Here is a 22,056-nt window from a genome sequence, read left to right as displayed (position 1 = left end):
AAGGCTCTACCCGAAAGGGTAGAGTTTTTATGTACCAGAGACCTTGTGATTCGTGGTATAATAGGCCTATGGAAAAAAAGAATAAATTACTACTCATCGACGGGTCTTCCGTCGCTTTTCGTGCCTTTTTCGCACTTTATAATCAAATCGATCGCTTCAAAAATGCCAATGGTTTGCATACCAATGCGGTCTATGGCTTTAACCTCATGTTGAGTCATCTCTTGGAGCGCATCCAACCGACCCATGTCCTCGTTGCTTTTGATGCAGGAAAGACGACTTTTCGGACGGAGATGTATGCCGACTACAAAGGGGGCCGTGCAAAAACTCCAGATGAGTTCCGTGAGCAGTTTCCTTTCATTCGTGAGCAATTAAATCATTTGGGAATCCGTCATTATGAGCTGGCCCAGTATGAAGCGGATGATATTATTGGAACGCTGGATAAGATGGCAGAAACTAGCTCGGTGCCATTTGATGTGACCATTGTCTCTGGGGACAAGGATTTGATCCAGCTGACAGATGACAATACGGTGGTTGAAATCTCTAAAAAAGGGGTGGCGGAGTTTGAGGAATTCACTCCAGCCTATCTGAAAGAAAAGATGGGGCTGACACCAGAGCAATTTATCGACCTCAAGGCCTTGATGGGAGATAAGTCGGATAATATCCCAGGTGTCACCAAGATCGGAGAAAAGACCGGGATCAAACTACTCCTAGAATACGGCTCTCTCGATGGCATTTACGAGCATATCGATGAGATGAAGGCTTCTAAGATGAAGGAAAACCTCATCAACGACAAGGAGCAGGCCTATCTGTCTAAGACTCTCGCAACCATCGATACCAATGCGCCTATTGAAATTGGCCTGGACGATATCACCTATACGGGTCCTCATCTAGAAAATCTCGCCAAGTTTTATGAGGAGATGGGCTTTAAGCAACTCCGTCAAGCCTTGGATCTCAGTGGAGAAGAAGCGGCTCCTTTAGCTATTGACTATACAGAAGTCGAGCAAGTCACTTCAGATATGCTCACGGAAGATAGTTTCTTCCATTTTGAGATTTTTGGGGACAATTACCATACGGAACCCATCATCGGTTTCGCATGGGGGATCAAAGGTCAGCTCTACGCGAGTACAGATACTGGTCTTTTACAAACACCGATTTTCAAAGAATTTCTCGAAAAAACGCTCCTCAAGGTCTATGACTTCAAGCGGGCCAAGGTCTTGCTCAGCCACTTGGGCATTTCCCTTCAAAATCCCGCGTTTGACAGTCGATTGGCCAAGTATCTCTTGTCGACCGTAGAGGACAATGAAATTTCAACCATTGCGAGTCTCTATAGTCAGATTGCGCTGCCGCTGGACGAAGTCGTTTATGGCAAGGGAGTCAAAAAAGCTATCCCAGAGAAGGCGGTCCTATTAGAGCATTTGGCACGGAAAGTCGCTGTTCTACTGGATACCGAAGAGCCCATGGTGGAACAGTTGCAAGCCCATGACCAGCTAGATTTGCTCTATGATATGGAGCAACCACTAGCAGCTGTTTTGGCCAAGATGGAAATCGCAGGGATTAAGGTAGAACGCCAGACCCTAGAAGACATGCAGGCGGAAAACGAAGTGGTTTTGGAACGCTTGACCCAAGAAATCTACGAGCTAGCAGGCGAAGAGTTTAACATCAATTCTCCAAAACAATTGGGTGTCATCCTCTTTGAAAAATTGGAACTCCCTCTTGAATATACTAAGAAGACCAAAACCGGCTATTCAACAGCCGTTGATGTCTTGGAACGCCTGGCTCCAATTGCACCGATTGTGTCTAAGATTCTTGAATACCGCCAAATTGCTAAGATCCAGTCGACCTATGTCATCGGTCTTCAAGATTGGATTTTGGAAGATGGGAAGATCCATACCCGCTATGTACAGGATTTGACGCAGACAGGCCGTTTGTCTAGCGTGGATCCCAATTTGCAAAATATCCCTGTCCGATTGGAACAAGGTCGCCTTATTCGTAAGGCCTTTGTCCCAGAAGAGGAAAACAGTGTCTTGCTGAGTTCGGACTATTCACAGATCGAATTGCGCGTCTTGGCCCATATTTCGGGAGATGAGCATTTGATTGATGCCTTTAAACATGGGGCAGATATCCATACATCGACTGCTATGCGCGTTTTCAATATTGAAAAACCAGAAGACGTGACGCCGAACGACCGTCGCAATGCAAAAGCAGTAAACTTCGGTGTGGTTTATGGAATTTCCGACTTTGGACTGTCTAACAACTTAGGGATCAGTCGAAAAGAAGCCAAGGCCTACATTGAGACCTACTTCGAACGCTACCCTGGCATCAAGGACTATATGGAGAGAGTGGTACGGGAAGCGCGTGACAAAGGCTATGTAGAAACCCTCTTCAAGCGTCGTCGGGAGATTCCAGATATCAATTCTCGCAACTTCAATGTTCGAGGCTTTGCGGAGCGGACAGCTATCAACTCACCCATCCAAGGATCGGCAGCAGATATCTTGAAAATTGCCATGATCCACTTGGACCAAGCGCTAGAAAGAGGAGCATACAAGACCAAGATGCTTCTTCAGGTGCACGATGAAATCGTTCTGCAGGTACCAAGTGATGAACTGGCAGCGATCAAAGAACTCGTCAAAGAGACCATGGAATCCGCTATCGAACTTGTGGTACCACTGGAAGCCGATGAAAATGAAGGCAAAACATGGTATGAAGCCAAATAAAATGGACGTCATACAAGCACGTCCAGTACCATATAAATTCTTAAGACAAGAAACACAAAAGGAGATTCTTATGGCTTATTCATTTCGCAATCCTAGTGATGGCATTATCAAACATTACCTAGAAACGAGCAAGATCATCGCTGTAGTTGGATTATCTGATCGTGAAGATACGACCAGTCATCGTGTCAGCAAGGAGATGCAAGAACGGGGCTATCGGATTATTCCCGTTAATCCTCGTGCAGCTGGTGGCCAGATCCTTGGAGAAACGGTGTACGCTAGCTTACAGGAGATCCCATTCCCAGTAGATATCGTTGATGTATATCGTCGCAGTGAGTTTTTACCAGATGTGGCACGTGATTTTATTGAGACGGATGCGAAAATTTTCTGGGCACAATTGGAGCTGGAAAATCAAGAAGCAGAAGAAATCCTTCGTGGAGCTGGACGAGAAGATATCGTCATGAACCGCTGTATCAAACGGGAACACACCCGACTGATCTTAGAAGATTCCCTGTACGGTTTATAAATGATAAACAATTGACATAGAAGAAAACCCCAGCAAGCTGGGGTTTTCTTCTTACTCTTATTCAGTTTCATGGCTTGGATGGTCTGTAAAATGGCGCGGCCCTTGTTTAATCTGCTTGATTTGATCATAAAAGGCAATTTGGCAGTTGATAAAATAAGGCATGGTATAAAAGCCGATGACATCGCGCGTGAAGTAATTCAGAAAGTACCAACCAACCAAGGTTAGATCGAGCACCAAGCGATTGCTGCGGAACCCTTTCATGGTTTCACGACTTTGGCGAAGGACTCCAAAGGCTCCCTTGTAGTCGCTGTCTCGTAATTGCTCATAGAGGATCAATTCGACCAAGCTGAGACTGTAGTATTGTGGCAGATAAAAGAGGAGGCCAATCAGGCCAAGTACAACACCAGCAGTCATCAGAGGCATTTGTTGCATGAGAGATTGGAATTCAGGACTGGAAGCACTCAAAGTGCTAGGGTTACTCACCTTATCATAGATCGCCAAAAATCGAATGCTAGCGTAGGTGCTGATGAGACTCCCTACATAGAGGATGAGTCCCCATAAAAAGAGGACGACTTGCTTTAAGATCAAGGTGGCAAATACAGAGGTAAAGCGATCTTGTTTAAAGATATCTAAGACGCGTGTTCGGTGTTCGATCTTGGGATTAATCGTATCTAAATAGCTAAAAGTCGCACCAACCACTAAAATGGAGATGACAAAGGAGACGACAGAAGGAAAGAGCTGCCGCTGGATCATGTAGATACTTGCTTGCAGCAAGGTCATATCCGGTAGTAGATTGATCAGATCTTGCCCACTTAAGAGAAAGTTAGTAAGAATGGTCAACAGGACCGGAAGAGCAAAAAGGATAGCTAGGCCCGGTTGCTGGACTTGCATGGTACGTGCCCGGAGGCGAATCAGTTTAAGGTTCATAGATGACACTCTCTTCATAGTAGTACTTTTTATTATAACATAAGTCCGTGACAGATCCGGTAAAATTTGGTACAATCGTACAGGTGCTCACAGGAAAACTGTGACAGGAATAAGAAGGCTGGGACTGTTTTTCCCAGTACGGAGGTAACCATGACAGATTCACCGATTCAATATCGATTAATCAAAAAAGAAAAGCATACAGGTGCTCGTCTGGGAGAAATTATCACTCCTCACGGGACCTTCCCGACCCCAATGTTTATGCCTGTAGGGACTCAGGCAACTGTTAAGACTCAATCGCCAGAAGAACTCAAGGAAATGGGCTCCGGAATTATCTTGGCCAACACCTACCATCTCTGGCTTCGTCCCGGGGATGATCTAGTTGCAAAAGCAGGTGGACTGCACCAGTTCATGAACTGGGACCAGCCCATTTTGACAGATAGTGGAGGTTTCCAGGTCTATTCATTGGCGGATACCCGCAATATCACTGAAGAAGGGGTAACCTTTAAAAACCACCTCAACGGCTCGAAGATGTTCCTCTCTCCAGAAAAGGCCATCTCCATCCAAAACAATCTAGGAAGTGACATCATGATGTCCTTTGATGAATGTCCTCAGTTCTATCAGCCCTATGATTATGTGAAGAAATCAATCGAACGGACCAGTCGTTGGGCAGAACGTGGCCTGAAGGCTCACCGTCGCCCTCATGATCAAGGTCTTTTCGGGATTGTCCAAGGGGCTGGATTTGAAGATTTGCGCCGTCAGTCCGCCCAAGATCTGGTCAGTATGGACTTCCCAGGCTATTCTATCGGTGGCTTAGCTGTTGGAGAAAGCCATGAAGAGATGAATGCGGTTCTGGATTTCACAACTCCGCTATTACCAGAGAACAAGCCACGCTATCTCATGGGAGTAGGAGCTCCAGACAGTCTGATCGATGGCGTTATTCGTGGAGTGGACATGTTTGACTGTGTCTTGCCGACGCGGATTGCGCGAAATGGTACCTGTATGACTAGTCAAGGACGCCTGGTGGTGAAAAATGCGCAATTTGCAGAAGACTTTACACCGCTGGATCCCGAATGTGATTGCTATACTTGTAAGAATTACACCCGGGCTTATCTTCGCCACCTCCTCAAGGCAGATGAGACCTTCGGCATTCGCTTGACCAGCTACCACAACCTATACTTCTTGATTAACCTCATGAAACTGGTCCGTCAAGCCATCATGGATGACAATCTCTTAGAATTCCGTGAGCATTTCGTAGAAAAATATGGCTATAATAAATCAGGACGGAATTTCTAGAATGAATCACGAAAGATTATAGACCGCTTTGGTAAAAATGAAAGATGAAGCAGATAGCCTTGTCAATTCATCACAAGATCAGTTTCATGTTGAAAAGAATGGAAAGTTCTACGAAAAAGTAGAACTTTTTTCTATATAATAGCAAATAATAGCAACTTTTTTAGTACTCAATTTCTTTCGAAAACACTTTCATCAAAAAAACGAAAAAAATCTTCTCAAATCCCTTGCATTGGGCCTTTGTTTGTGTTAAACTACTATGGTGCCGTGAAAAACAGCTATTAGCTTTGATGCAAGAGGTTGCGACACGCTCGGTTGCATTGCCACGCAACGCGCGTCGGTTTTCTTGTGGAGCTAGCCTATTATCTTAAATAGACGAAAAGGAGAAAAAGATGGCAAACAAAAAAATCCGCATCCGTTTGAAAGCGTACGAACACCGTACACTCGACACAGCGGCTGCAAAAATCGTAGAATCAGCTACTCGTACAGGTGCACAAGTTGCGGGTCCAATCCCACTTCCAACTGAGCGTAGCCTCTACACAATCATTCGTGCGACTCACAAATACAAAGATTCTCGCGAACAATTCGAAATGCGTACACACAAACGTTTGATCGACATCATCAACCCAACTCAAAAAACAGTTGACGCTTTGATGAAATTGGATCTTCCAAGTGGTGTAAACGTAGAAATCAAACTTTAATCTAAAGCTTGATCCAGAGCATAAAAAACGCTCGTTAAAAACTTTTTGAATAAAAAACTATAGAAAAGGAACTATTTTCTCATGACAAAAGGAATCTTAGGGAAAAAAGTGGGAATGACTCAAATCTTCACTGAAGCTGGCGAATTGATCCCTGTAACAGTTATCGAAGCAACTCCAAACGTTGTTCTTCAAGTTAAAACTGTTGAAACAGATGGTTACAACGCTATCCAAGTTGGTTTCGATGACAAACGCGAAGTATTGAGCAACAAACCTGCTAAAGGACATGTAGCAAAAGCTAACACGGCTCCTAAGCGCTTCATTCGTGAATTCAAAAACGTTGAAGGCTTGGAAGTTGGTGCTGAAATCACAGTTGACACTTTCGAAGCTGGAGACATTGTTGATGTAACTGGTACTTCTAAAGGTAAAGGTTTCCAAGGTGTTATCAAACGCCACGGACAATCACGTGGACCAATGGCTCACGGTTCTCGTTACCACCGTCGTCCAGGTTCTATGGGACCTGTTGCACCTAACCGCGTATTCAAAGGTAAAAACCTTGCAGGACGCATGGGTGGCGATCGTGTAACAATTCAAAACCTTGAAGTTGTACAAGTTGTTCCAGAAAAGAACGTTATCCTTATCAAAGGTAACGTACCAGGTGCTAAGAAATCTCTTATCACTATCAAGTCAGCAGTTAAGGCTGGTAAATAATAAGGAAAGGGGAATACAGTCAAAATGGCAAATGTAACATTATTCGACCAAACTGGTAAACAAGCGGGCGAAGTTGTTCTTAACGATGCGATCTTTGGTATCGAACCAAACCAAGCAGTTGTATTTGATGTGATCATCAGCCAACGTGCTAGCCTTCGTCAAGGAACTCACGCAGTTAAAAACCGTTCAGCCGTTTCAGGTGGCGGACGCAAACCATGGCGTCAAAAAGGAACTGGACGTGCGCGTCAAGGTTCTATCCGCTCTCCACAATGGCGTGGTGGTGGAATCGTCTTCGGACCAACTCCACGTAACTATGCGTACAAACTTCCTCAAAAAGTTCGTCGCCTTGCACTTAAATCTGTTTACTCAGAAAAAGTTGCTGAAAACAAATTTGTAGCCGTTGATTCTCTTGAATTTACAGCTCCAAAAACTGCTGAATTTGCAAAAGTTCTTGCAGCTTTGAGCATCGATTCTAAAGTCCTTGTTATTCTTGAAGAAGGAAATGAATTCGCAGCTCTTTCAGCTCGTAACCTTCCAAACGTGAAAGTTGCGACTGCTACAACTGCAAGTGTTCTTGACATCGCAAATAGTGACAAACTTCTTGTTACTCAAGCAGCTATCTCTAAAATCGAGGAGGTTCTTGCATAATGAATTTGTATGATGTTATCAAAAAACCTGTTATCACTGAAAAGTCAATGGCTCAACTTGAAGCAGGCAAATATGTATTCGAAGTTGACACTCGCGCTCACAAACTTTTGATCAAACAAGCTGTTGAAGCTGCGTTTGAAGGTGTAAAAGTTGCGAATGTGAACACTGTAAACGTAAAACCTAAAGCAAAACGCGTTGGACGTTACACTGGTTTTACTTCAAAAACTAAAAAAGCTATCATCACGCTTGCAGCTGATTCTAAAGCAATCGAGTTGTTTGCTACTGAAGCTGAATAATCTAAGGAGGAAATATCGTGGGAATTCGTGTTTATAAACCAACAACAAACGGTCGCCGTAATATGACTTCTTTGGATTTCGCTGAAATCACAACAAACACACCTGAGAAAACTTTGCTTGTTTCTCTTAAAAACAAAGCAGGTCGTAACAACAACGGTCGTATCACTGTTCGTCACCAAGGTGGTGGACACAAACGTCATTACCGTTTGATCGATTTCAAACGTAATAAAGATGGAGTTGAAGCAGTCGTTAAAACGATCGAATACGATCCAAACCGCTCAGCTAACATCGCGCTTGTACACTACACTGACGGTGTGAAAGCTTACATCATCGCCCCTAAAGGCCTTGAAGTAGGTCAACGCATCGTATCAGGACCAGAAGCAGATATCAAAGTCGGAAATGCTCTTCCACTTGCTAACATCCCAGTTGGTACTTTGATCCACAACATCGAATTGAAACCTGGTAAAGGTGGAGAATTGGTACGTGCTGCTGGAGCTTCTGCTCAAGTATTGGGTTCTGAAGGTAAATATGTACTTGTTCGTCTTCAATCAGGCGAAGTTCGTATGATTCTTGGAACTTGCCGTGCTACAGTTGGTGTTGTCGGAAACGAACAACATGGACTTGTAAACCTTGGTAAAGCGGGACGTAACCGCTGGAAAGGTGTTCGCCCTACAGTTCGTGGTTCTGTAATGAACCCGAATGATCACCCACACGGTGGTGGTGAAGGTAAAGCACCAGTTGGACGTAAAGCGCCATCTACTCCTTGGGGTAAACCTGCGCTTGGTCTTAAAACTCGTAACAAGAAAGCGAAATCAGACAAACTTATCGTTCGTCGTCGCAACCAAAAATAATCATAAGCAACTAGCTTACACTTTCCGCCAGCTCGGTAGCGCTGCCTAGCAGCGCAAGCCGCTGTGGTACTAAATTTTAAAGGAGAAAATTACAAAATGGGACGTAGTCTTAAAAAAGGACCTTTCGTCGATGAGCATTTGATGAAAAAAGTTGAAGCTCAAGCAAACGACGAAAAGAAGAAAGTAATTAAAACTTGGTCACGTCGTTCAACGATCTTCCCAAGTTTCATCGGATACACTATCGCAGTTTATGATGGACGTAAACATGTACCTGTTTACATCCAAGAAGACATGGTAGGTCACAAGCTTGGTGAATTTGCACCAACTCGTACTTACAAAGGTCACGCGGCAGACGACAAGAAGACACGTAGAAAATAAGGAGAACATAAATGGCAGAAATTACTTCAGCTAAAGCAATGGCTCGTACAGTGCGTGTTTCACCTCGTAAATCACGTCTTGTTCTTGACAACATCCGTGGTAAAAGCGTAGCCGATGCCATCGCTATTTTGACATTCACACCAAACAAAGCTACAGGGATCATCCTTAAAGTGTTGAACTCAGCAGTAGCAAACGCTGAAAACAACTTTGGTTTGGAAAAAGCTAACTTGGTAGTATCTGAAGCATTCGCAAACGAAGGACCAACAATGAAACGTTTCCGTCCACGTGCGAAAGGTTCAGCTTCACCAATCAACAAACGTACAGCTCACATCACAGTAGCTGTTGCAGAAAAATAAGGAGGTAAACTCGTGGGTCAAAAAGTACATCCAATTGGTATGCGTGTTGGTATCATCCGTGATTGGGATGCCAAATGGTATGCTGAAAAAGAATACGCGGATTACCTTCATGAAGATCTTGCAATCCGTAAATTCATTCAAAAAGAATTGGCTGACGCAGCCGTTTCAACTATTGAAATCGAACGCGCAGTAAACAAAGTTAACGTTTCTCTTCACACTGCTAAACCAGGTATGGTTATCGGTAAAGGTGGAGCAAACGTTGATGCACTTCGTGCAGCTCTTAACAAATTGACTGGTAAACAAGTACACATCAACATCATTGAGATCAAACGTCCTGACTTGGATGCTCACCTTGTTGGTGAAGGAATCGCTCGTCAATTGGAACAACGTGTTGCTTTCCGTCGTGCACAAAAACAAGCAATCCAACGTGCTATGCGTGCTGGAGCTAAAGGGATCAAAACTCAAGTATCAGGTCGTTTGAACGGTGCAGATATTGCCCGTGCAGAAGGATACTCTGAAGGAACTGTTCCACTCCACACACTTCGCGCTGATATCGATTACGCTTGGGAAGAAGCAGATACTACTTACGGTAAACTTGGTGTTAAAGTATGGATCTACCGTGGTGAAGTTCTTCCAGCTCGTAAAGACGCTAAAGGAGGTAAATAACCAATGTTAGTACCTAAACGTGTAAAACACCGTCGCGAATTCCGTGGTAAAATGCGCGGTGAAGCAAAAGGTGGAAAAGAAGTAGCATTCGGTGAATACGGTCTTCAAGCTACAACTAGCCACTGGATCACAAACCGTCAAATCGAAGCTGCTCGTATCGCCATGACTCGTTACATGAAACGTGGTGGTAAAGTTTGGATTAAGATTTTCCCACACAAATCATACACCGCTAAAGCTATCGGGGTACGTATGGGATCTGGTAAAGGGGCTCCTGAAGGTTGGGTAGCACCAGTTAAACGTGGTAAAGTGATGTTCGAAATCGCTGGTGTATCTGAAGAGATCGCACGCGAAGCACTTCGTCTTGCTAGCCACAAATTGCCAGTTAAAACTAAATTTGTGAAACGTGAAGCAGAATAAGGAGAGGTCATGAAACTTACAGAAGTAAAAGAATTTGTTAAAGAACTTCGTGGTCTTTCTCAAGAAGAACTCGCGAAGCGTGAAAATGAATTGAAGAAAGAATTGTTTGAACTTCGTTTCCAAGCAGCTGCTGGTCAATTGGAACAAACTGGACGTTTGAAAGAAGTGAAAAAACAAATCGCTCGTATCAAAACTGTTCAATCAGAAGCTAAATAATAGACTAGGGAAGGAGAATTTCAATGGAACGCAATAATCGTAAAGTTCTTGTTGGACGCGTTGTGTCTGACAAAATGGACAAAACAATCACAGTTGTAGTTGAAACTAAACGTAACCACCCAGTCTATGGTAAACGTATCAACTATTCTAAAAAATACAAAGCTCATGATGAAAACAATGTTGCTAAAGAAGGCGATATCGTTCGTATCATGGAAACTCGTCCGCTTTCAGCTACAAAACGCTTCCGTCTTGTAGAAGTCGTTGAAGAAGCGGTCATCATCTAATCATACCTGAAAGGAGAAAACGTAAATGATTCAAACAGAAACTCGTTTGAAAGTCGCTGACAACAGTGGCGCACGCGAAATCTTGACAATCAAAGTTCTTGGTGGTTCAAAACGTAAATTCGCGAGCATCGGTGATGTAATCGTTGCATCTGTAAAACAAGCTACTCCTGGTGGTGCGGTTAAGAAAGGTGACGTTGTAAAAGCTGTTATCGTTCGTACTAAATCAGGTGCTCGTCGTAAAGATGGTTCATACATCAAGTTCGACGAAAATGCAGCAGTGATCATCCGTGACGACAAAACTCCTCGTGGAACTCGTATCTTTGGCCCAGTTGCACGTGAATTGCGTGACGGTGGTTTCATGAAGATCGTATCACTTGCTCCAGAAGTACTTTAATCAATAAAAAAACAAACACAGTCCCCTGGCTTAGCCAGGGTGCCCATCGGGCGTAAGAATAAAAGGAGAATAAAATGTTTGTAAAAAAAGGCGACAAAGTTCGCGTTATCGCTGGTAAAGACAAAGGCGTAGAAGCTGTTGTTCTTACTGCTCTTCCAAAAGTAAATAAAGTTGTTGTAGAAGGTGTAAACATCATCAAGAAACACCAACGTCCAAATAACGAAAACCCTCAAGGTGCAATCGTTGAAAAAGAAGCTCCAATCCATGCTTCTAACGTTCAAGTTTTGGACAAAAACGGTGTTGCTGGACGTGTTGGCTACAAATTTGTAGACGGCAAAAAAGTTCGCTACAACAAAAAATCAGGCGAAGTGCTTGACTAATCACGAAGGAAAGGAGAAGTATAATGGCTAATCGTTTAAAAGAAAAATACCTTAATGAAGTAGTACCATCATTGACTGAACAGTTCAACTATTCATCAGTTATGGCTGTGCCAAAAGTTGATAAAATCGTTTTGAACATGGGTGTTGGTGATGCAGTATCAAATGCTAAAAACCTTGAAAAAGCTGCTGAAGAGCTTGCTTTGATCTCAGGTCAAAAACCATTGATCACTAAGGCTAAAAAATCAATCGCCGGCTTCCGTCTTCGTGAAGGTGTTGCGATCGGTGCAAAAGTTACCCTTCGTGGTGAACGTATGTACGAATTCTTGGATAAATTGGTAACAGTTTCACTTCCACGTGTACGTGACTTCCATGGTGTTCCGACAAAATCATTTGATGGACGCGGAAACTACACACTTGGTGTGAAAGAACAATTGATCTTCCCAGAAATCAACTTTGATGATGTTGATAAAACTCGTGGTTTGGATATCGTAATCGTAACTACAGCGAACACAGACGAAGAATCACGTGCATTGCTTACTGGCCTCGGTATGCCGTTTGCAAAATAATATAGGAGGTAAAACTAATGGCTAAAAAATCTATGATTGCTAAGAACAAACGCCCAGCGAAGTTCTCTACTCAAGCATACACTCGCTGTGAACGTTGTGGACGTCCACACTCAGTTTACCGCAAGTTTAAACTTTGCCGTGTTTGCTTCCGTGAATTGGCATACAAAGGTCAAATTCCAGGTGTCACAAAAGCATCTTGGTAATAGCATGATACAAAGAGAGTAACAACCCCAGCAAAAATAGGAGGTTTGGTGCAGGAGCTCTGCTCCAAGACAAATCTATCTTTTTTGCCCAGGTTGTAGCTCGTGTTCAAATGAGAAATGCTCATTTGTATGTATCAAAACTTTCTGAGCCTAGCTCAATCATTAACTAGCAAGTGCAACTTGCAAACTACTAGTAAGAGGAGAAATTATAATGGTTATGACTGACCCAATCGCAGACTTCCTTACACGTATTCGTAACGCTAACCAAGCAAAACACGAAGTACTTGAAGTACCTGCATCAAACATCAAAAAAGGGATTGCTGAAATCCTTAAACGCGAAGGTTTTGTAAAAAACGTTGAATTCATCGAAGATGACAAACAAGGCATCATCCGTGTATTCTTGAAATACGGACAAAACGGTGAAAAAGTTATCACAAACTTGAAACGTGTATCTAAACCAGGTTTGCGTGTTTACAAAAAACGTGAAGATCTTCCAAAAGTTCTTAACGGACTTGGAATTGCTATCCTTTCAACTTCTGAAGGTTTGCTTACTGATAAAGAAGCACGCCAAAAGAACGTCGGTGGAGAAGTTATCGCTTACGTTTGGTAATATTTAGCTCCCAATTTCGTTGTGACTCTTCGTTATTGTCTCTTGCCTAACCCAAAGTTATGTCTGCGAGATAATGCCTCGATTCACTTAGAAATTGAGACCTAAACATTAACTTTTAAATCAAAAAGATTTAAACCCCGTGAAAACTGGCCTGCAAAGGTCTGACAATTTAACAGGAGAATAAAAAACATGTCACGTATTGGTAATAAAGTTATCGTGTTGCCTGCTGGTGTTGAAATCACTAACAATGACAACGTTGTAACTGTAAAAGGACCTAAAGGAGAACTTACTCGTACGTTCTCAAAAGATATTGAAATCCGTGTGGAAGGTACTGAAGTAACACTTCACCGTCCAAACGATTCAAAAGAAATGAAAACAATCCACGGAACAACTCGTGCCCTTTTGAACAACATGGTTACTGGTGTATCAGAAGGATTCAAGAAAGAACTTGAAATGCGCGGGGTTGGATACCGTGCACAACTTCAAGGATCAAAACTTGTTTTGGCTGTTGGTAAATCACACCCAGACGAAGTTGAAGCTCCAGAAGGAATTACTTTTGAACTTCCAAACCCAACAACAATTGTTGTTAGCGGAATTTCAAAAGAAGTAGTTGGTCAAACAGCTGCTTATGTACGTAGCCTTCGTTCACCTGAACCATACAAAGGTAAAGGGATCCGTTATGTTGGTGAATACGTTCGCCGCAAAGAAGGTAAAACTGGTAAATAATGTAGTTTGGTTGTTTTTCAACCAACCTTCATCTTACCAACTCAGTGCTTAGCACATGATTTTAAAATTAAGAGGTGAAAATTGTGATTTCGAAACCAGATAAAAACAAAATCCGTCAAAAACGCCACCGTCGCGTTCGCGGAAAACTCTCTGGAACTGCTGATCGCCCACGTTTGAACGTATTCCGTTCTAATACAGGCATCTACGCTCAAGTAATTGATGACGTAGCGGGTGTAACGCTCGCAAGCGCTTCAACTCTTGACAAAGAAGTTTCAAAAGGAACTAAAACTGAACAAGCCGTTGTTGTCGGCAAACTCGTTGCTGAACGTGCAGTTGCTAAAGGTATTTCTGAAGTGGTGTTCGACCGCGGTGGATATCTATATCACGGACGTGTTAAAGCTTTGGCTGATGCAGCTCGTGAAAACGGATTGAAATTCTAATAGGAGGACACTAGAAAATGGCATTTAAAGATAATGCAGTTGAACTTGAAGAACGCGTAGTTGCCATCAACCGTGTAACAAAAGTTGTTAAAGGTGGACGTCGTCTTCGTTTTGCAGCTCTTGTAGTTGTTGGTGACCGTAATGGCCGTGTTGGATTTGGTACTGGTAAAGCTCAAGAAGTTCCAGAAGCAATCCGTAAGGCTGTTGAAGATGCTAAGAAAAACTTGATCGAAGTTCCTATGGTTGGAACAACAATTCCACATGAAGTAACATCAGTATTTGGTGGAGCTCGTGTATTGTTGAAACCAGCTATCGAAGGGGCTGGGGTTGCTGCAGGTGGAGCAGTTCGTGCCGTTGTCGAATTGGCAGGTATTGCAGATGTTACATCTAAATCACTTGGATCAAACACTCCAATCAACATCGTTCGTGCAACTGTTAACGGTTTGGCACAATTGAAACGCGCTGATGAAGTTGCTGCCCTTCGTGGTATTTCAGTTTCTGACTTGGCTTAAGAAAGGAGATTCAAATGGCTCAAATTAAAATTACTTTGACTAAGTCTCCAATCGGACGCATCCCGTCACAACGTAAAACTGTTGTAGCACTTGGACTTGGCAAATTGAACAGCTCTGTTATTAAAGAAGATAACCCAGCGGTACGTGGTATGATCACTGCTGTATCTCACTTGGTAACAGTTGAAGAAGTAAAATAATCTATTTAAATATTTAAAATAGAAACAAAGTTTTCAGGGGTATGAGAGGTTCTCATCCCCTAAAACTAAATATAAGTATAGGCGAGTTTGTAGTTAGGACACCTTTTCCTGATTACATGCGTTAGCAATTTACAAAAGAGGAGAAAATAAATAATGAAACTTCATGAATTACAACCTGCTACAGGTTCACGTAAAGTCCGCAACCGTGTTGGTCGTGGTACTTCATCTGGTAATGGTAAAACTTCTGGCCGTGGTCAAAAAGGTCAAAAAGCTCGTAGCGGTGGCGGTGTACGTCTTGGTTTTGAAGGTGGACAAACTCCATTGTTCCGTCGTCTTCCAAAACGTGGATTTACAAACATCAACGCTAAAGAATATGCTATTGTGAACCTTGATCAATTGAACGCCTTTGAAGATGGTGCTGAAGTAACTCCAGTAGAACTTGTAGAATCAGGAATTGTAAAAGCTGAAAAATCAGGTATCAAAATTCTTGGTAACGGAGAATTGACTAAGAAGTTGACTGTTAAAGCAGCTAAATTCTCTAAATCAGCTGAAGAAGCTATCACTGCTAAGGGTGGTTCAGTTGAAGTCATCTAAGTGAGGTGACCTATGTTTTTTAAATTATTAAAAGATGCTTTTAAGGTAAAACAGGTACGATCAAAGATTTTGTTTACAATCTTTATCATTCTTGTTTTCCGCATTGGAACTACGATTACAGTGCCTGGCGTAAATGCGAAAATTCTGAACAACCTTCAAGATGTGTCCTTCTTGAACATGCTCAGTTTGGTTTCTGGGAATGCCATGAGGAACTTCTCAGTTTTCGCATTAGGGGTTAGCCCATACATCACAGCTTCGATCGTCGTTCAACTTTTGCAAATGGATCTGTTACCTAAGTTTGTTGAATGGGGCAAACAAGGGGAAGTTGGTCGAAGAAAGCTCAACCAAGCAACACGCTATATTTCTTTGGTTCTAGCCTTTGTTCAATCCATCGGGATTACAGCAACCTTCCACACCTTGTCTCAGGCGAAATTAGTCGCAACTCCAAATACTAAGACTTATCTATTAATCGGTGCGATTCTGACGACCGGTTCCATGATTGTGACTTGGCTTGGAGAACAAATCACAGATAAAGGATACGGAAATGGTGTTTCAATGATTATCTTTGCGGGGATTGTGTCATCAATTCCTGAGATGATTAAAGAAATCTATGAAAATGCATTTGTGAACGTTCGTTCTGGTCAAATGACCAATTCCCTCATTTTTGTCGGGGTATTAATCCTTGCGGTCTTGGTTATTGTTTACTTTACAACCTTTGTAGAGCAAGCACAATACAAGATTCCAATCCAATATACAAAGATTGCACAAGGAGCTCCATCAAGTTCTTACCTTCCTTTGAAAGTAAACCCAGCAGGAGTTATTCCTGTCATCTTCGCTAGTTCGATTACAGCAGCGCCTGCTGCAATTTTCCAAGTGATTAGCGCTATGGGTTACAATGCAGGATGGGTGAGAACAGCTCAAGCCATGTTGGCTACAAACACACCAACTGGTGTTGCAATGTATGCCTTATTGATCATTCTCTTCACCTTCTTCTACACGTTTGTTCAGATCAATCCTGAAAAAACGGCAGAAAACCTTCAAAAGAGTGGTGCCTATATCCCAGGCGTTCGTCCTGGTAAGGGGACAGAAGAGTTTATGTCTCGTTTGCTACGTCGTTTAGCAAGTGTCGGATCAGTATTCCTTGGCTTTATTACCATCATTCCAATCCTAGCTCGAGATTTATTTGGTTTGACAGATGCAGTTGCTCTTGGAGGAACTAGTTTGTTAATCATTATTTCAACAGGTATTGAGGGAATGAAACAATTAGAAGGCTACTTATTAAAACGTAAGTATGTCGGATTTATGGACACAACAACAGAATAGAATAAGGTTGACTTTGTCAGCCTTCTATTTTGTTTTCAAATGGAAATAGGAATTCGCTCCTGCTTCCATTTAAAAACAAAATAAGGAGTATTCATCATGAATCTTTTAATTATGGGGTTGCCTGGAGCAGGTAAAGGAACTCAAGCAGCTAAAATCGTTGAAGAGTTTCACGTAGCGCACATCTCAACTGGAGATATGTTCCGCGCAGCGATGGCTAACCAAACTGAAATGGGTGTGCTTGCAAAATCATACATTGACAAGGGTGAATTGGTCCCAGATGAGGTAACCAATGGAATCGTAAAAGAACGCCTTGCTCAAGATGATATTAAAGAAACAGGTTTCCTTTTGGATGGTTATCCACGGACAATTGAACAAGCTCATGCCTTGGATCAAACTTTGTCAGATCTTGGTATCACGTTAGAAGGTGTCATCAACATTGAAGTGAACCCAGAAAGCTTATTAGAACGTTTGAGTGGTCGATTCATCTGCCGTACTTGTGGTGCAACTTACCACAAAGTATTTAATCCTACAAAAGTTGAAGGAACTTGTGATAACTGTCAAGGTCATGATTTCTACCAACGTGAAGATGACAAACCAGAAACGGTTAAACGTCGTTTGGACGTCAATATTGCACAAGGAGAACCAATCATTGCATTTTATCGTTCAAAAGGACTCGTACATGACATCCAAGGGAACCAAGATATCAATGATGTATTTTCAGACATTGAAAAAGTCTTGTCAAATTTGAAATAAAAGCGTTTTTCATGCTTGCAATATTGGACAACTAGTGTTACAATTAGTTAGTCTGACTTATAATTGTTACCTCTGTGCTCAGAGGAATGAATCGAAATTTATGGAGGTACTTTTGCGTGGCAAAAGACGATGTGATTGAAGTAGAAGGCAAAGTAGTCGATACGATGCCGAATGCTATGTTTACGGTTGAACTTGAAAATGGACATCAGATTTTAGCAACAGTTTCTGGTAAAATTCGTAAAAACTATATTCGTATTTTAGCGGGAGATCGTGTTACAGTGGAGATGAGTCCGTATGATTTGACACGTGGACGTATCACATACCGCTTTAAATAGTCGAAAAACTTGGAGGGATAAAAATGAAAGTAAGACCATCGGTCAAACCAATTTGCGAATACTGTAAAGTAATTCGTCGTAATGGTCGTGTTATGGTAATTTGCCCAGCAAATCCAAAACACAAACAACGTCAAGGATAAAATAGAAAGGAGAAAACATGGCTCGTATTGCTGGAGTTGACATTCCAAATGACAAACGTGTAGTAATTTCATTGACTTATGTGTACGGTATCGGACTTCCAACATCTAAGAAAATCCTTGCTGCTGCAGGCGTTTCTGAAGACATTCGTGTTCGTGATCTTACACCAGATCAAGAAGATGCTATCCGTCGTGAAGTTGACGCAATCAAAGTTGAAGGCGACCTTCGTCGTGAAGTAAACTTGAACATTAAACGCTTGATGGAAATCGGTTCATACCGTGGTATCCGTCACCGTCGTGGACTTCCAGTTCGTGGACAAAACACTAAAAATAATGCTCGCACTCGTAAAGGTAAAGCTGTTGCGATTGCAGGTAAGAAAAAATAAAATAAAATAAGGAGGTAAAAATCTTGGCTAAACCAACACGTAAACGTCGTGTGAAAAAGAATATCGAATCTGGTATTGCCCATATTCACGCTACATTTAACAACACAATTGTTATGATTACTGATGTGCATGGTAACGCAATCGCTTGGTCATCTGCAGGTGCACTTGGATTTAAAGGTTCTCGTAAATCTACACCATTTGCTGCTCAAATGGCATCAGAAGCTGCTGCAAAGGCTGCTCAAGAACATGGACTTAAATCTGTTGAAGTATCTGTTAAAGGTCCTGGTTCAGGTCGTGAGTCTGCTATTCGTGCACTTGCTGCTGCTGGTCTTGAAGTAACTGCAATCCGCGATGTAACTCCTGTACCACACAATGGTGCTCGTCCTCCAAAACGTCGCCGTGTATAATCATCAACAATTACACAGCTTTTCGTTTAAGAGGGAGTATAGCAAATGATTGAGTTTGAAAAACCAAATATAACAAAAATTGATGAAAACAAAGATTATGGCGTGTTTGTCGTAGAACCACTTGAACGTGGCTATGGTACAACACTTGGAAACTCACTTCGTCGTGTACTTCTGGCTTCACTTCCAGGTGCAGCTGTCACTTCAATTAACATTGAAGGTGTACTCCACGAATTTGATACCGTTCCAGGAGTCCGTGAAGACGTTATGCAAATTATTCTTAACGTTAAAGGAATCGCCGTTAAATCTTACGTCCAAGACGAAAAGATTATTGAACTTGATGTAGAAGGACCTGCAGAAGTAACTGCTGGAGACATTCTTACGGATAGTGACATCGAAATTGTAAACCCTGATCATTATCTATTTACAATCGGAGAAGGAGCATCGTTGAAAGCAACGCTTACTGTAAACAGTGGACGTGGCTATGTTCCAGCTGATCAAAACAAAAAAGATGATGCACCAGTGGGAACACTTGCTGTAGATTCAATCTATACGCCAGTGACAAAAGTCAATTATCAAGTTGAACCAGCACGCGTTGGTAGCAACGATGGCTTTGACAAGCTAACCCTTGAAATTTTGACAAATGGGACAATTATTCCAGAAGATGCCTTAGGTTTGTCTGCCCGTATTTTGACAGAACACCTAAATCTATTCACAAACTTAACTGAAATTGCTATTGCAACAGATGTTATGAAGGAAGTAGATACAACTTCTGATGATCGCATTTTAGAACGTACGATCGAAGAATTAGATCTTTCAGTTCGTTCATATAACTGTTTGAAACGTGCTGGCATTAATACTGTTTACGATTTGACTGAAAAATCAGAAGCAGAAATGATGAAAGTTCGTAACTTGGGACGTAAGAGTCTTGAAGAAGTTAAAATCAAACTTGCCGACTTAGGCCTTGGGTTAAAAAACGATAAATAGAGGAGGAATACATGGCTTACCGTAAACTAGGACGCACTAGCTCACAACGTAAAGCGATGCTTCGCGATTTGACAACAGATCTTATCATCAATGAAGCAATTGTAACAACTGAAGCACGTGCGAAAGAAATCCGTAAATCAGTTGAAAAAATGATTACTTTGGGTAAACGTGGTGATTTGCATGCACGTCGTCAAGCTGCTGCATTCGTACGTAACGAAGTTGCATCACAAAACTTTGATGAAGAAACAGGTAAATACTCAGAAACAACTGCACTTCAAAAATTGTTCTCTGAACTAGCACCTCGTTATGCTGAGCGCAATGGTGGATATACTCGTATCCTTAAAACTGAACCACGTCGTGGTGATGCTGCGCCAATGGCTATCATCGAATTGGTATAATATCATCAATTTTGTTGAGTGTTATGATGATGGAATACACTGTTATTCTTAGTCTAGCTCTGGTCTACCGCTGGGGATTTTCCCCAGCGGGAACACTCATCATATTGAATGAATGGTAGACGCTTGTTTACGAAATTGCTTTAATTTAAAACAATTTCGTAAGCAGGCGTTTTGTCTTTCTTTTCATGAGTAGTCGAGAATAGCAAAAAATGATATAATGGAACCCATATCTCCAACAGAAGAAAAAAGGATTCAATGACAAAACAACAAGCAATTAAATTACTAAAAGAGAAGTACCTTAGTAATATGAAAGAGGATTCGAAACTCTTTGTCGGAGTTGAATTAGAGTTTCCGATTGTAGAAACAAATGGAAACAAAACAAATATAGAGGTGACGAAAAATCTTTTTCGAACCTTAGCAAACTTATCAGATTTTGAAGTTGAAAAAATAGATGACAATCAAAATCCCATTCAATTGATTCACTGCTCTTCTAAAGATCGTATTCTATTTGAGTTGAGTTACAATACAATTGAATTTGCATTTGAGAGAGCTTGTTCTATAAATGAGGTGGCCAAACGTTTTGAGGACTATTTGAAGATCATTCAACCGATTTTACAAGAAAATAATCACGAAATTCAAGGGCACGGAATCCATCCTTTTTGGAAAGAAAATGATAATAGCCCAGTGAAAATCGAACGATACAAGATGTTAATGGCTTTCCTTGCAATGAATGGTACAGGGATGAAGACACACTCCTATCCTTCGTACGGAGCATTTATATGCGGAAACCAGGTTCAATTGGATGTGAGGCGCGGTAACTATATTCGCATCATTAATGCATTTAATAAAATTGAAACAGCAAAAGCATATTTGTTTTCTAACTCAGAATTTTCAGCAGAGTCTTGGGATACAAAAATTGCCAGAGATATTTTCTGGGAAGAATCCTTACATGGTTATTATAAGGAGAATGTAGGGATTTATCCAAAGGACTACCAAAGTGAAGAAGAGTATTTTAATAATCTTGCTTGCACAGCTGTTTTTACTGCAACTAGAGAAGATAAATCCTTTTGTTTTAAACCTATTCGCGTAAAAGACTATCTAGAACAAAAAGAAATCACAGCCTATACAACTGATGGAAACGAAAAAATCATCATACCTGCAAAAGAAGACCTAAAACAGCATCGAAGTTACCAATTCCAGAATCTAACTGCCCGTGGGACAGTAGAATTTAGAAGTGTTTGTACACAACCATTAGAAACCACTTTTTCCCCGATAGCTTTTGAACTAGGCTTATTTGTACAATTAGAAAAAATGGAAAATTATTTAGAACATTGCCCATTTTTTAAAAATGAAGAACAGGACTATCGAAAACTTAGAAAGAAATATTCAAAGAAAATTCTAAGTGATAAGGAAAAAGAAGCCATTCAATCCTTTTCAAAAGATCTTATAGACATAGCTAGATCAGGTTTAATAAAAAGAGGCTACGGAGAAGAAAAATTTCTAATCATCAACAAAGAACTTGACTAATAGAAAAGCCCGTATTACAGGATTTTTTTGATACCCTCAAAAAACTTTCAATAAAATAAAATTTTTTTAAAAAAAGTGTTGACAGTAAGAGTAGGTCATGATATACTAATATAGTTGTCGCGCGAGAGCGACAAAGACCTTTGAAAACTGAACAAGACGAACCAATGTGCAGGGCGCTATAACGCAAGTTATAGTAACTGAACAATAAA

General features: G+C 41.5%; 34 protein-coding genes. 33 read left to right on the top strand and 1 reads right to left on the bottom strand.

The window, feature by feature from the left end:
- Nucleotides 1-68 precede the first annotated feature (68 nt).
- Both polA and O3642_RS09055 read left to right on the top strand, forming a co-directional pair.
- The gene (polA, locus tag O3642_RS09060; protein WP_371605826.1) at nt 69-2,714 is read left to right on the top strand and encodes a DNA polymerase I; all 2,646 of its coding nucleotides are present in this window, start codon (nt 69-71) and stop codon (nt 2,712-2,714) included.
- 70 nt (nt 2,715-2,784) lie between these two features.
- On the top strand, nt 2,785-3,237 hold the full coding sequence (locus O3642_RS09055) for a CoA-binding protein (RefSeq protein ID WP_004219529.1): 453 nt from the start codon (nt 2,785-2,787) through the stop codon (nt 3,235-3,237).
- A gap of 57 nt (nt 3,238-3,294) precedes the next feature.
- Here the strand turns inward: O3642_RS09055 and O3642_RS09050 are convergent, their stop codons facing one another.
- Nucleotides 3,295-4,164 carry a DUF975 family protein gene (locus tag O3642_RS09050; protein WP_371605825.1) on the bottom strand — a complete coding sequence of 290 codons (870 nt, stop codon included), beginning with the start codon at nt 4,162-4,164 and terminating at the stop codon, nt 3,295-3,297.
- A 150-nt stretch (nt 4,165-4,314) separates the two neighbouring features.
- Between O3642_RS09050 and tgt the strand changes: the two genes are divergently transcribed.
- The 31 genes from tgt to O3642_RS08895 all read left to right on the top strand — a co-directional run bounded on the left by tgt (nt 4,315) and on the right by O3642_RS08895 (nt 21,847).
- On the top strand, nt 4,315-5,457 hold the full coding sequence (gene tgt / locus O3642_RS09045) for a tRNA guanosine(34) transglycosylase Tgt (protein ID WP_003002324.1): 1,143 nt from the start codon (nt 4,315-4,317) through the stop codon (nt 5,455-5,457).
- A 389-nt stretch (nt 5,458-5,846) separates the two neighbouring features.
- Entirely contained in the window at nt 5,847-6,155 is a 309-nt protein-coding gene (gene rpsJ / locus O3642_RS09040; protein WP_003009585.1) for a 30S ribosomal protein S10, read from the top strand.
- A gap of 81 nt (nt 6,156-6,236) precedes the next feature.
- Entirely contained in the window at nt 6,237-6,863 is a 627-nt protein-coding gene (gene rplC / locus O3642_RS09035) for a 50S ribosomal protein L3 (protein WP_003010846.1), read from the top strand.
- A gap of 24 nt (nt 6,864-6,887) precedes the next feature.
- A complete protein-coding gene (rplD, locus tag O3642_RS09030) occupies nt 6,888-7,511 on the top strand; it encodes a 50S ribosomal protein L4 (RefSeq protein ID WP_003010827.1) in 624 nt (207 codons plus the stop codon).
- Complete coding sequence (locus tag O3642_RS09025) at nt 7,511-7,807, top strand: 50S ribosomal protein L23 (RefSeq protein ID WP_003009593.1); 297 nt, start codon at nt 7,511-7,513, stop codon at nt 7,805-7,807. The genes rplD and O3642_RS09025 overlap by 1 nt, the downstream gene beginning before the upstream one ends.
- A gap of 17 nt (nt 7,808-7,824) precedes the next feature.
- Entirely contained in the window at nt 7,825-8,658 is an 834-nt protein-coding gene (gene rplB, locus O3642_RS09020) for a 50S ribosomal protein L2 (protein ID WP_000512900.1), read from the top strand.
- Between the two features lie 96 nt (nt 8,659-8,754).
- Nucleotides 8,755-9,036, top strand: a complete 282-nt coding sequence (gene rpsS, locus O3642_RS09015; RefSeq protein WP_000533766.1) for a 30S ribosomal protein S19 — start codon at nt 8,755-8,757, stop codon at nt 9,034-9,036.
- Between the two features lie 11 nt (nt 9,037-9,047).
- Nucleotides 9,048-9,392, top strand: coding sequence for a 50S ribosomal protein L22 (gene rplV / locus O3642_RS09010; protein ID WP_371605824.1), 345 nt, complete (start codon nt 9,048-9,050; stop codon nt 9,390-9,392).
- Between the two features lie 12 nt (nt 9,393-9,404).
- The gene (gene rpsC, locus O3642_RS09005; protein WP_003002336.1) at nt 9,405-10,058 is read left to right on the top strand and encodes a 30S ribosomal protein S3; all 654 of its coding nucleotides are present in this window, start codon (nt 9,405-9,407) and stop codon (nt 10,056-10,058) included.
- A gap of 3 nt (nt 10,059-10,061) precedes the next feature.
- The gene (gene rplP / locus O3642_RS09000) at nt 10,062-10,475 is read left to right on the top strand and encodes a 50S ribosomal protein L16 (RefSeq protein WP_000960947.1); all 414 of its coding nucleotides are present in this window, start codon (nt 10,062-10,064) and stop codon (nt 10,473-10,475) included.
- Between the two features lie 9 nt (nt 10,476-10,484).
- Nucleotides 10,485-10,691 carry a 50S ribosomal protein L29 gene (gene rpmC, locus O3642_RS08995; protein ID WP_003002350.1) on the top strand — a complete coding sequence of 69 codons (207 nt, stop codon included), beginning with the start codon at nt 10,485-10,487 and terminating at the stop codon, nt 10,689-10,691.
- 23 nt (nt 10,692-10,714) lie between these two features.
- Nucleotides 10,715-10,975, top strand: a complete 261-nt coding sequence (gene rpsQ, locus O3642_RS08990) for a 30S ribosomal protein S17 (RefSeq protein WP_000440801.1) — start codon at nt 10,715-10,717, stop codon at nt 10,973-10,975.
- Nucleotides 10,976-11,000: 25 nt separating this feature from the next.
- A complete protein-coding gene (rplN, locus tag O3642_RS08985) occupies nt 11,001-11,369 on the top strand; it encodes a 50S ribosomal protein L14 (RefSeq protein WP_003002384.1) in 369 nt (122 codons plus the stop codon).
- 74 nt (nt 11,370-11,443) lie between these two features.
- Complete coding sequence (rplX, locus tag O3642_RS08980; RefSeq protein ID WP_003002315.1) at nt 11,444-11,749, top strand: 50S ribosomal protein L24; 306 nt, start codon at nt 11,444-11,446, stop codon at nt 11,747-11,749.
- Between the two features lie 23 nt (nt 11,750-11,772).
- The gene (rplE, locus tag O3642_RS08975) at nt 11,773-12,315 is read left to right on the top strand and encodes a 50S ribosomal protein L5 (RefSeq protein ID WP_003009606.1); all 543 of its coding nucleotides are present in this window, start codon (nt 11,773-11,775) and stop codon (nt 12,313-12,315) included.
- A gap of 17 nt (nt 12,316-12,332) precedes the next feature.
- Complete coding sequence (locus O3642_RS08970; RefSeq protein ID WP_001085699.1) at nt 12,333-12,518, top strand: type Z 30S ribosomal protein S14; 186 nt, start codon at nt 12,333-12,335, stop codon at nt 12,516-12,518.
- A gap of 211 nt (nt 12,519-12,729) precedes the next feature.
- The gene (gene rpsH / locus O3642_RS08965) at nt 12,730-13,128 is read left to right on the top strand and encodes a 30S ribosomal protein S8 (protein ID WP_003010897.1); all 399 of its coding nucleotides are present in this window, start codon (nt 12,730-12,732) and stop codon (nt 13,126-13,128) included.
- A 189-nt stretch (nt 13,129-13,317) separates the two neighbouring features.
- Nucleotides 13,318-13,854: a 50S ribosomal protein L6 gene (rplF, locus tag O3642_RS08960; protein ID WP_003010839.1), complete on the top strand. Its 537-nt coding sequence runs from the start codon at nt 13,318-13,320 to the stop codon at nt 13,852-13,854.
- An 83-nt stretch (nt 13,855-13,937) separates the two neighbouring features.
- The gene (gene rplR / locus O3642_RS08955) at nt 13,938-14,294 is read left to right on the top strand and encodes a 50S ribosomal protein L18 (RefSeq protein ID WP_003010871.1); all 357 of its coding nucleotides are present in this window, start codon (nt 13,938-13,940) and stop codon (nt 14,292-14,294) included.
- A gap of 17 nt (nt 14,295-14,311) precedes the next feature.
- Nucleotides 14,312-14,806 carry a 30S ribosomal protein S5 gene (gene rpsE, locus O3642_RS08950; RefSeq protein WP_003009617.1) on the top strand — a complete coding sequence of 165 codons (495 nt, stop codon included), beginning with the start codon at nt 14,312-14,314 and terminating at the stop codon, nt 14,804-14,806.
- Between the two features lie 14 nt (nt 14,807-14,820).
- Entirely contained in the window at nt 14,821-15,003 is a 183-nt protein-coding gene (gene rpmD / locus O3642_RS08945; RefSeq protein WP_002894509.1) for a 50S ribosomal protein L30, read from the top strand.
- 153 nt (nt 15,004-15,156) lie between these two features.
- Nucleotides 15,157-15,597 (top strand): 50S ribosomal protein L15, encoded by a 441-nt coding sequence (gene rplO, locus O3642_RS08940; protein WP_371605823.1) that lies wholly within the window; start codon nt 15,157-15,159, stop codon nt 15,595-15,597.
- A gap of 12 nt (nt 15,598-15,609) precedes the next feature.
- Entirely contained in the window at nt 15,610-16,920 is a 1,311-nt protein-coding gene (gene secY, locus O3642_RS08935; protein ID WP_003010849.1) for a preprotein translocase subunit SecY, read from the top strand.
- 96 nt (nt 16,921-17,016) lie between these two features.
- Entirely contained in the window at nt 17,017-17,673 is a 657-nt protein-coding gene (locus O3642_RS08930; RefSeq protein WP_003010875.1) for an adenylate kinase, read from the top strand.
- A 116-nt stretch (nt 17,674-17,789) separates the two neighbouring features.
- Nucleotides 17,790-18,008, top strand: a complete 219-nt coding sequence (infA, locus tag O3642_RS08925) for a translation initiation factor IF-1 (protein WP_001029883.1) — start codon at nt 17,790-17,792, stop codon at nt 18,006-18,008.
- 23 nt (nt 18,009-18,031) lie between these two features.
- Nucleotides 18,032-18,148, top strand: coding sequence for a 50S ribosomal protein L36 (gene rpmJ, locus O3642_RS08920; RefSeq protein ID WP_001808836.1), 117 nt, complete (start codon nt 18,032-18,034; stop codon nt 18,146-18,148).
- A 17-nt stretch (nt 18,149-18,165) separates the two neighbouring features.
- Entirely contained in the window at nt 18,166-18,531 is a 366-nt protein-coding gene (gene rpsM / locus O3642_RS08915; RefSeq protein WP_003009631.1) for a 30S ribosomal protein S13, read from the top strand.
- A gap of 23 nt (nt 18,532-18,554) precedes the next feature.
- Complete coding sequence (gene rpsK, locus O3642_RS08910) at nt 18,555-18,938, top strand: 30S ribosomal protein S11 (RefSeq protein WP_003010879.1); 384 nt, start codon at nt 18,555-18,557, stop codon at nt 18,936-18,938.
- Between the two features lie 45 nt (nt 18,939-18,983).
- Nucleotides 18,984-19,922: a DNA-directed RNA polymerase subunit alpha gene (locus O3642_RS08905; RefSeq protein WP_003009635.1), complete on the top strand. Its 939-nt coding sequence runs from the start codon at nt 18,984-18,986 to the stop codon at nt 19,920-19,922.
- 11 nt (nt 19,923-19,933) lie between these two features.
- Nucleotides 19,934-20,320 (top strand): 50S ribosomal protein L17, encoded by a 387-nt coding sequence (rplQ, locus tag O3642_RS08900; protein ID WP_003002399.1) that lies wholly within the window; start codon nt 19,934-19,936, stop codon nt 20,318-20,320.
- Between the two features lie 255 nt (nt 20,321-20,575).
- Entirely contained in the window at nt 20,576-21,847 is a 1,272-nt protein-coding gene (locus tag O3642_RS08895) for a gamma-glutamylcysteine synthetase (protein ID WP_371605822.1), read from the top strand.
- Nucleotides 21,848-22,056: the final 209 nt, after the last annotated feature.

The organism is Streptococcus sp. 27098_8_66 (genome assembly GCF_041431945.1).
GTDB classification, from domain to species: domain Bacteria; phylum Bacillota; class Bacilli; order Lactobacillales; family Streptococcaceae; genus Streptococcus; species Streptococcus dentalis.
This window is presented reverse-complemented; position numbering and strand designations above follow the sequence as displayed.

What these genes read in the sequence shown, in the direction of transcription:
- polA (WP_371605826.1), top strand. Translation starts at nt 69, where the DNA reads ATGGAAAAAAAGAATAAATTACTACTCATCGACGGGTCTTCCGTCGCT.
- O3642_RS09055 (WP_004219529.1), top strand. Translation starts at nt 2,785, where the DNA reads ATGGCTTATTCATTTCGCAATCCTAGTGATGGCATTATCAAACATTAC.
- O3642_RS09050 (WP_371605825.1), bottom strand. Translation starts at nt 4,164, where the DNA reads ATGAACCTTAAACTGATTCGCCTCCGGGCACGTACCATGCAAGTCCAG.
- tgt (WP_003002324.1), top strand. Translation starts at nt 4,315, where the DNA reads ATGACAGATTCACCGATTCAATATCGATTAATCAAAAAAGAAAAGCAT.
- rpsJ (WP_003009585.1), top strand. Translation starts at nt 5,847, where the DNA reads ATGGCAAACAAAAAAATCCGCATCCGTTTGAAAGCGTACGAACACCGT.
- rplC (WP_003010846.1), top strand. Translation starts at nt 6,237, where the DNA reads ATGACAAAAGGAATCTTAGGGAAAAAAGTGGGAATGACTCAAATCTTC.
- rplD (WP_003010827.1), top strand. Translation starts at nt 6,888, where the DNA reads ATGGCAAATGTAACATTATTCGACCAAACTGGTAAACAAGCGGGCGAA.
- O3642_RS09025 (WP_003009593.1), top strand. Translation starts at nt 7,511, where the DNA reads ATGAATTTGTATGATGTTATCAAAAAACCTGTTATCACTGAAAAGTCA.
- rpsS (WP_000533766.1), top strand. Translation starts at nt 8,755, where the DNA reads ATGGGACGTAGTCTTAAAAAAGGACCTTTCGTCGATGAGCATTTGATG.
- rplV (WP_371605824.1), top strand. Translation starts at nt 9,048, where the DNA reads ATGGCAGAAATTACTTCAGCTAAAGCAATGGCTCGTACAGTGCGTGTT.
- rplP (WP_000960947.1), top strand. Translation starts at nt 10,062, where the DNA reads ATGTTAGTACCTAAACGTGTAAAACACCGTCGCGAATTCCGTGGTAAA.
- rpmC (WP_003002350.1), top strand. Translation starts at nt 10,485, where the DNA reads ATGAAACTTACAGAAGTAAAAGAATTTGTTAAAGAACTTCGTGGTCTT.
- rpsQ (WP_000440801.1), top strand. Translation starts at nt 10,715, where the DNA reads ATGGAACGCAATAATCGTAAAGTTCTTGTTGGACGCGTTGTGTCTGAC.
- rplN (WP_003002384.1), top strand. Translation starts at nt 11,001, where the DNA reads ATGATTCAAACAGAAACTCGTTTGAAAGTCGCTGACAACAGTGGCGCA.
- rplX (WP_003002315.1), top strand. Translation starts at nt 11,444, where the DNA reads ATGTTTGTAAAAAAAGGCGACAAAGTTCGCGTTATCGCTGGTAAAGAC.
- rplE (WP_003009606.1), top strand. Translation starts at nt 11,773, where the DNA reads ATGGCTAATCGTTTAAAAGAAAAATACCTTAATGAAGTAGTACCATCA.
- O3642_RS08970 (WP_001085699.1), top strand. Translation starts at nt 12,333, where the DNA reads ATGGCTAAAAAATCTATGATTGCTAAGAACAAACGCCCAGCGAAGTTC.
- rpsH (WP_003010897.1), top strand. Translation starts at nt 12,730, where the DNA reads ATGGTTATGACTGACCCAATCGCAGACTTCCTTACACGTATTCGTAAC.
- rplF (WP_003010839.1), top strand. Translation starts at nt 13,318, where the DNA reads ATGTCACGTATTGGTAATAAAGTTATCGTGTTGCCTGCTGGTGTTGAA.
- rpsE (WP_003009617.1), top strand. Translation starts at nt 14,312, where the DNA reads ATGGCATTTAAAGATAATGCAGTTGAACTTGAAGAACGCGTAGTTGCC.
- rpmD (WP_002894509.1), top strand. Translation starts at nt 14,821, where the DNA reads ATGGCTCAAATTAAAATTACTTTGACTAAGTCTCCAATCGGACGCATC.
- rplO (WP_371605823.1), top strand. Translation starts at nt 15,157, where the DNA reads ATGAAACTTCATGAATTACAACCTGCTACAGGTTCACGTAAAGTCCGC.
- secY (WP_003010849.1), top strand. Translation starts at nt 15,610, where the DNA reads ATGTTTTTTAAATTATTAAAAGATGCTTTTAAGGTAAAACAGGTACGA.
- O3642_RS08930 (WP_003010875.1), top strand. Translation starts at nt 17,017, where the DNA reads ATGAATCTTTTAATTATGGGGTTGCCTGGAGCAGGTAAAGGAACTCAA.
- rpmJ (WP_001808836.1), top strand. Translation starts at nt 18,032, where the DNA reads ATGAAAGTAAGACCATCGGTCAAACCAATTTGCGAATACTGTAAAGTA.
- rpsM (WP_003009631.1), top strand. Translation starts at nt 18,166, where the DNA reads ATGGCTCGTATTGCTGGAGTTGACATTCCAAATGACAAACGTGTAGTA.
- O3642_RS08905 (WP_003009635.1), top strand. Translation starts at nt 18,984, where the DNA reads ATGATTGAGTTTGAAAAACCAAATATAACAAAAATTGATGAAAACAAA.
- rplQ (WP_003002399.1), top strand. Translation starts at nt 19,934, where the DNA reads ATGGCTTACCGTAAACTAGGACGCACTAGCTCACAACGTAAAGCGATG.
- O3642_RS08895 (WP_371605822.1), top strand. Translation starts at nt 20,576, where the DNA reads ATGACAAAACAACAAGCAATTAAATTACTAAAAGAGAAGTACCTTAGT.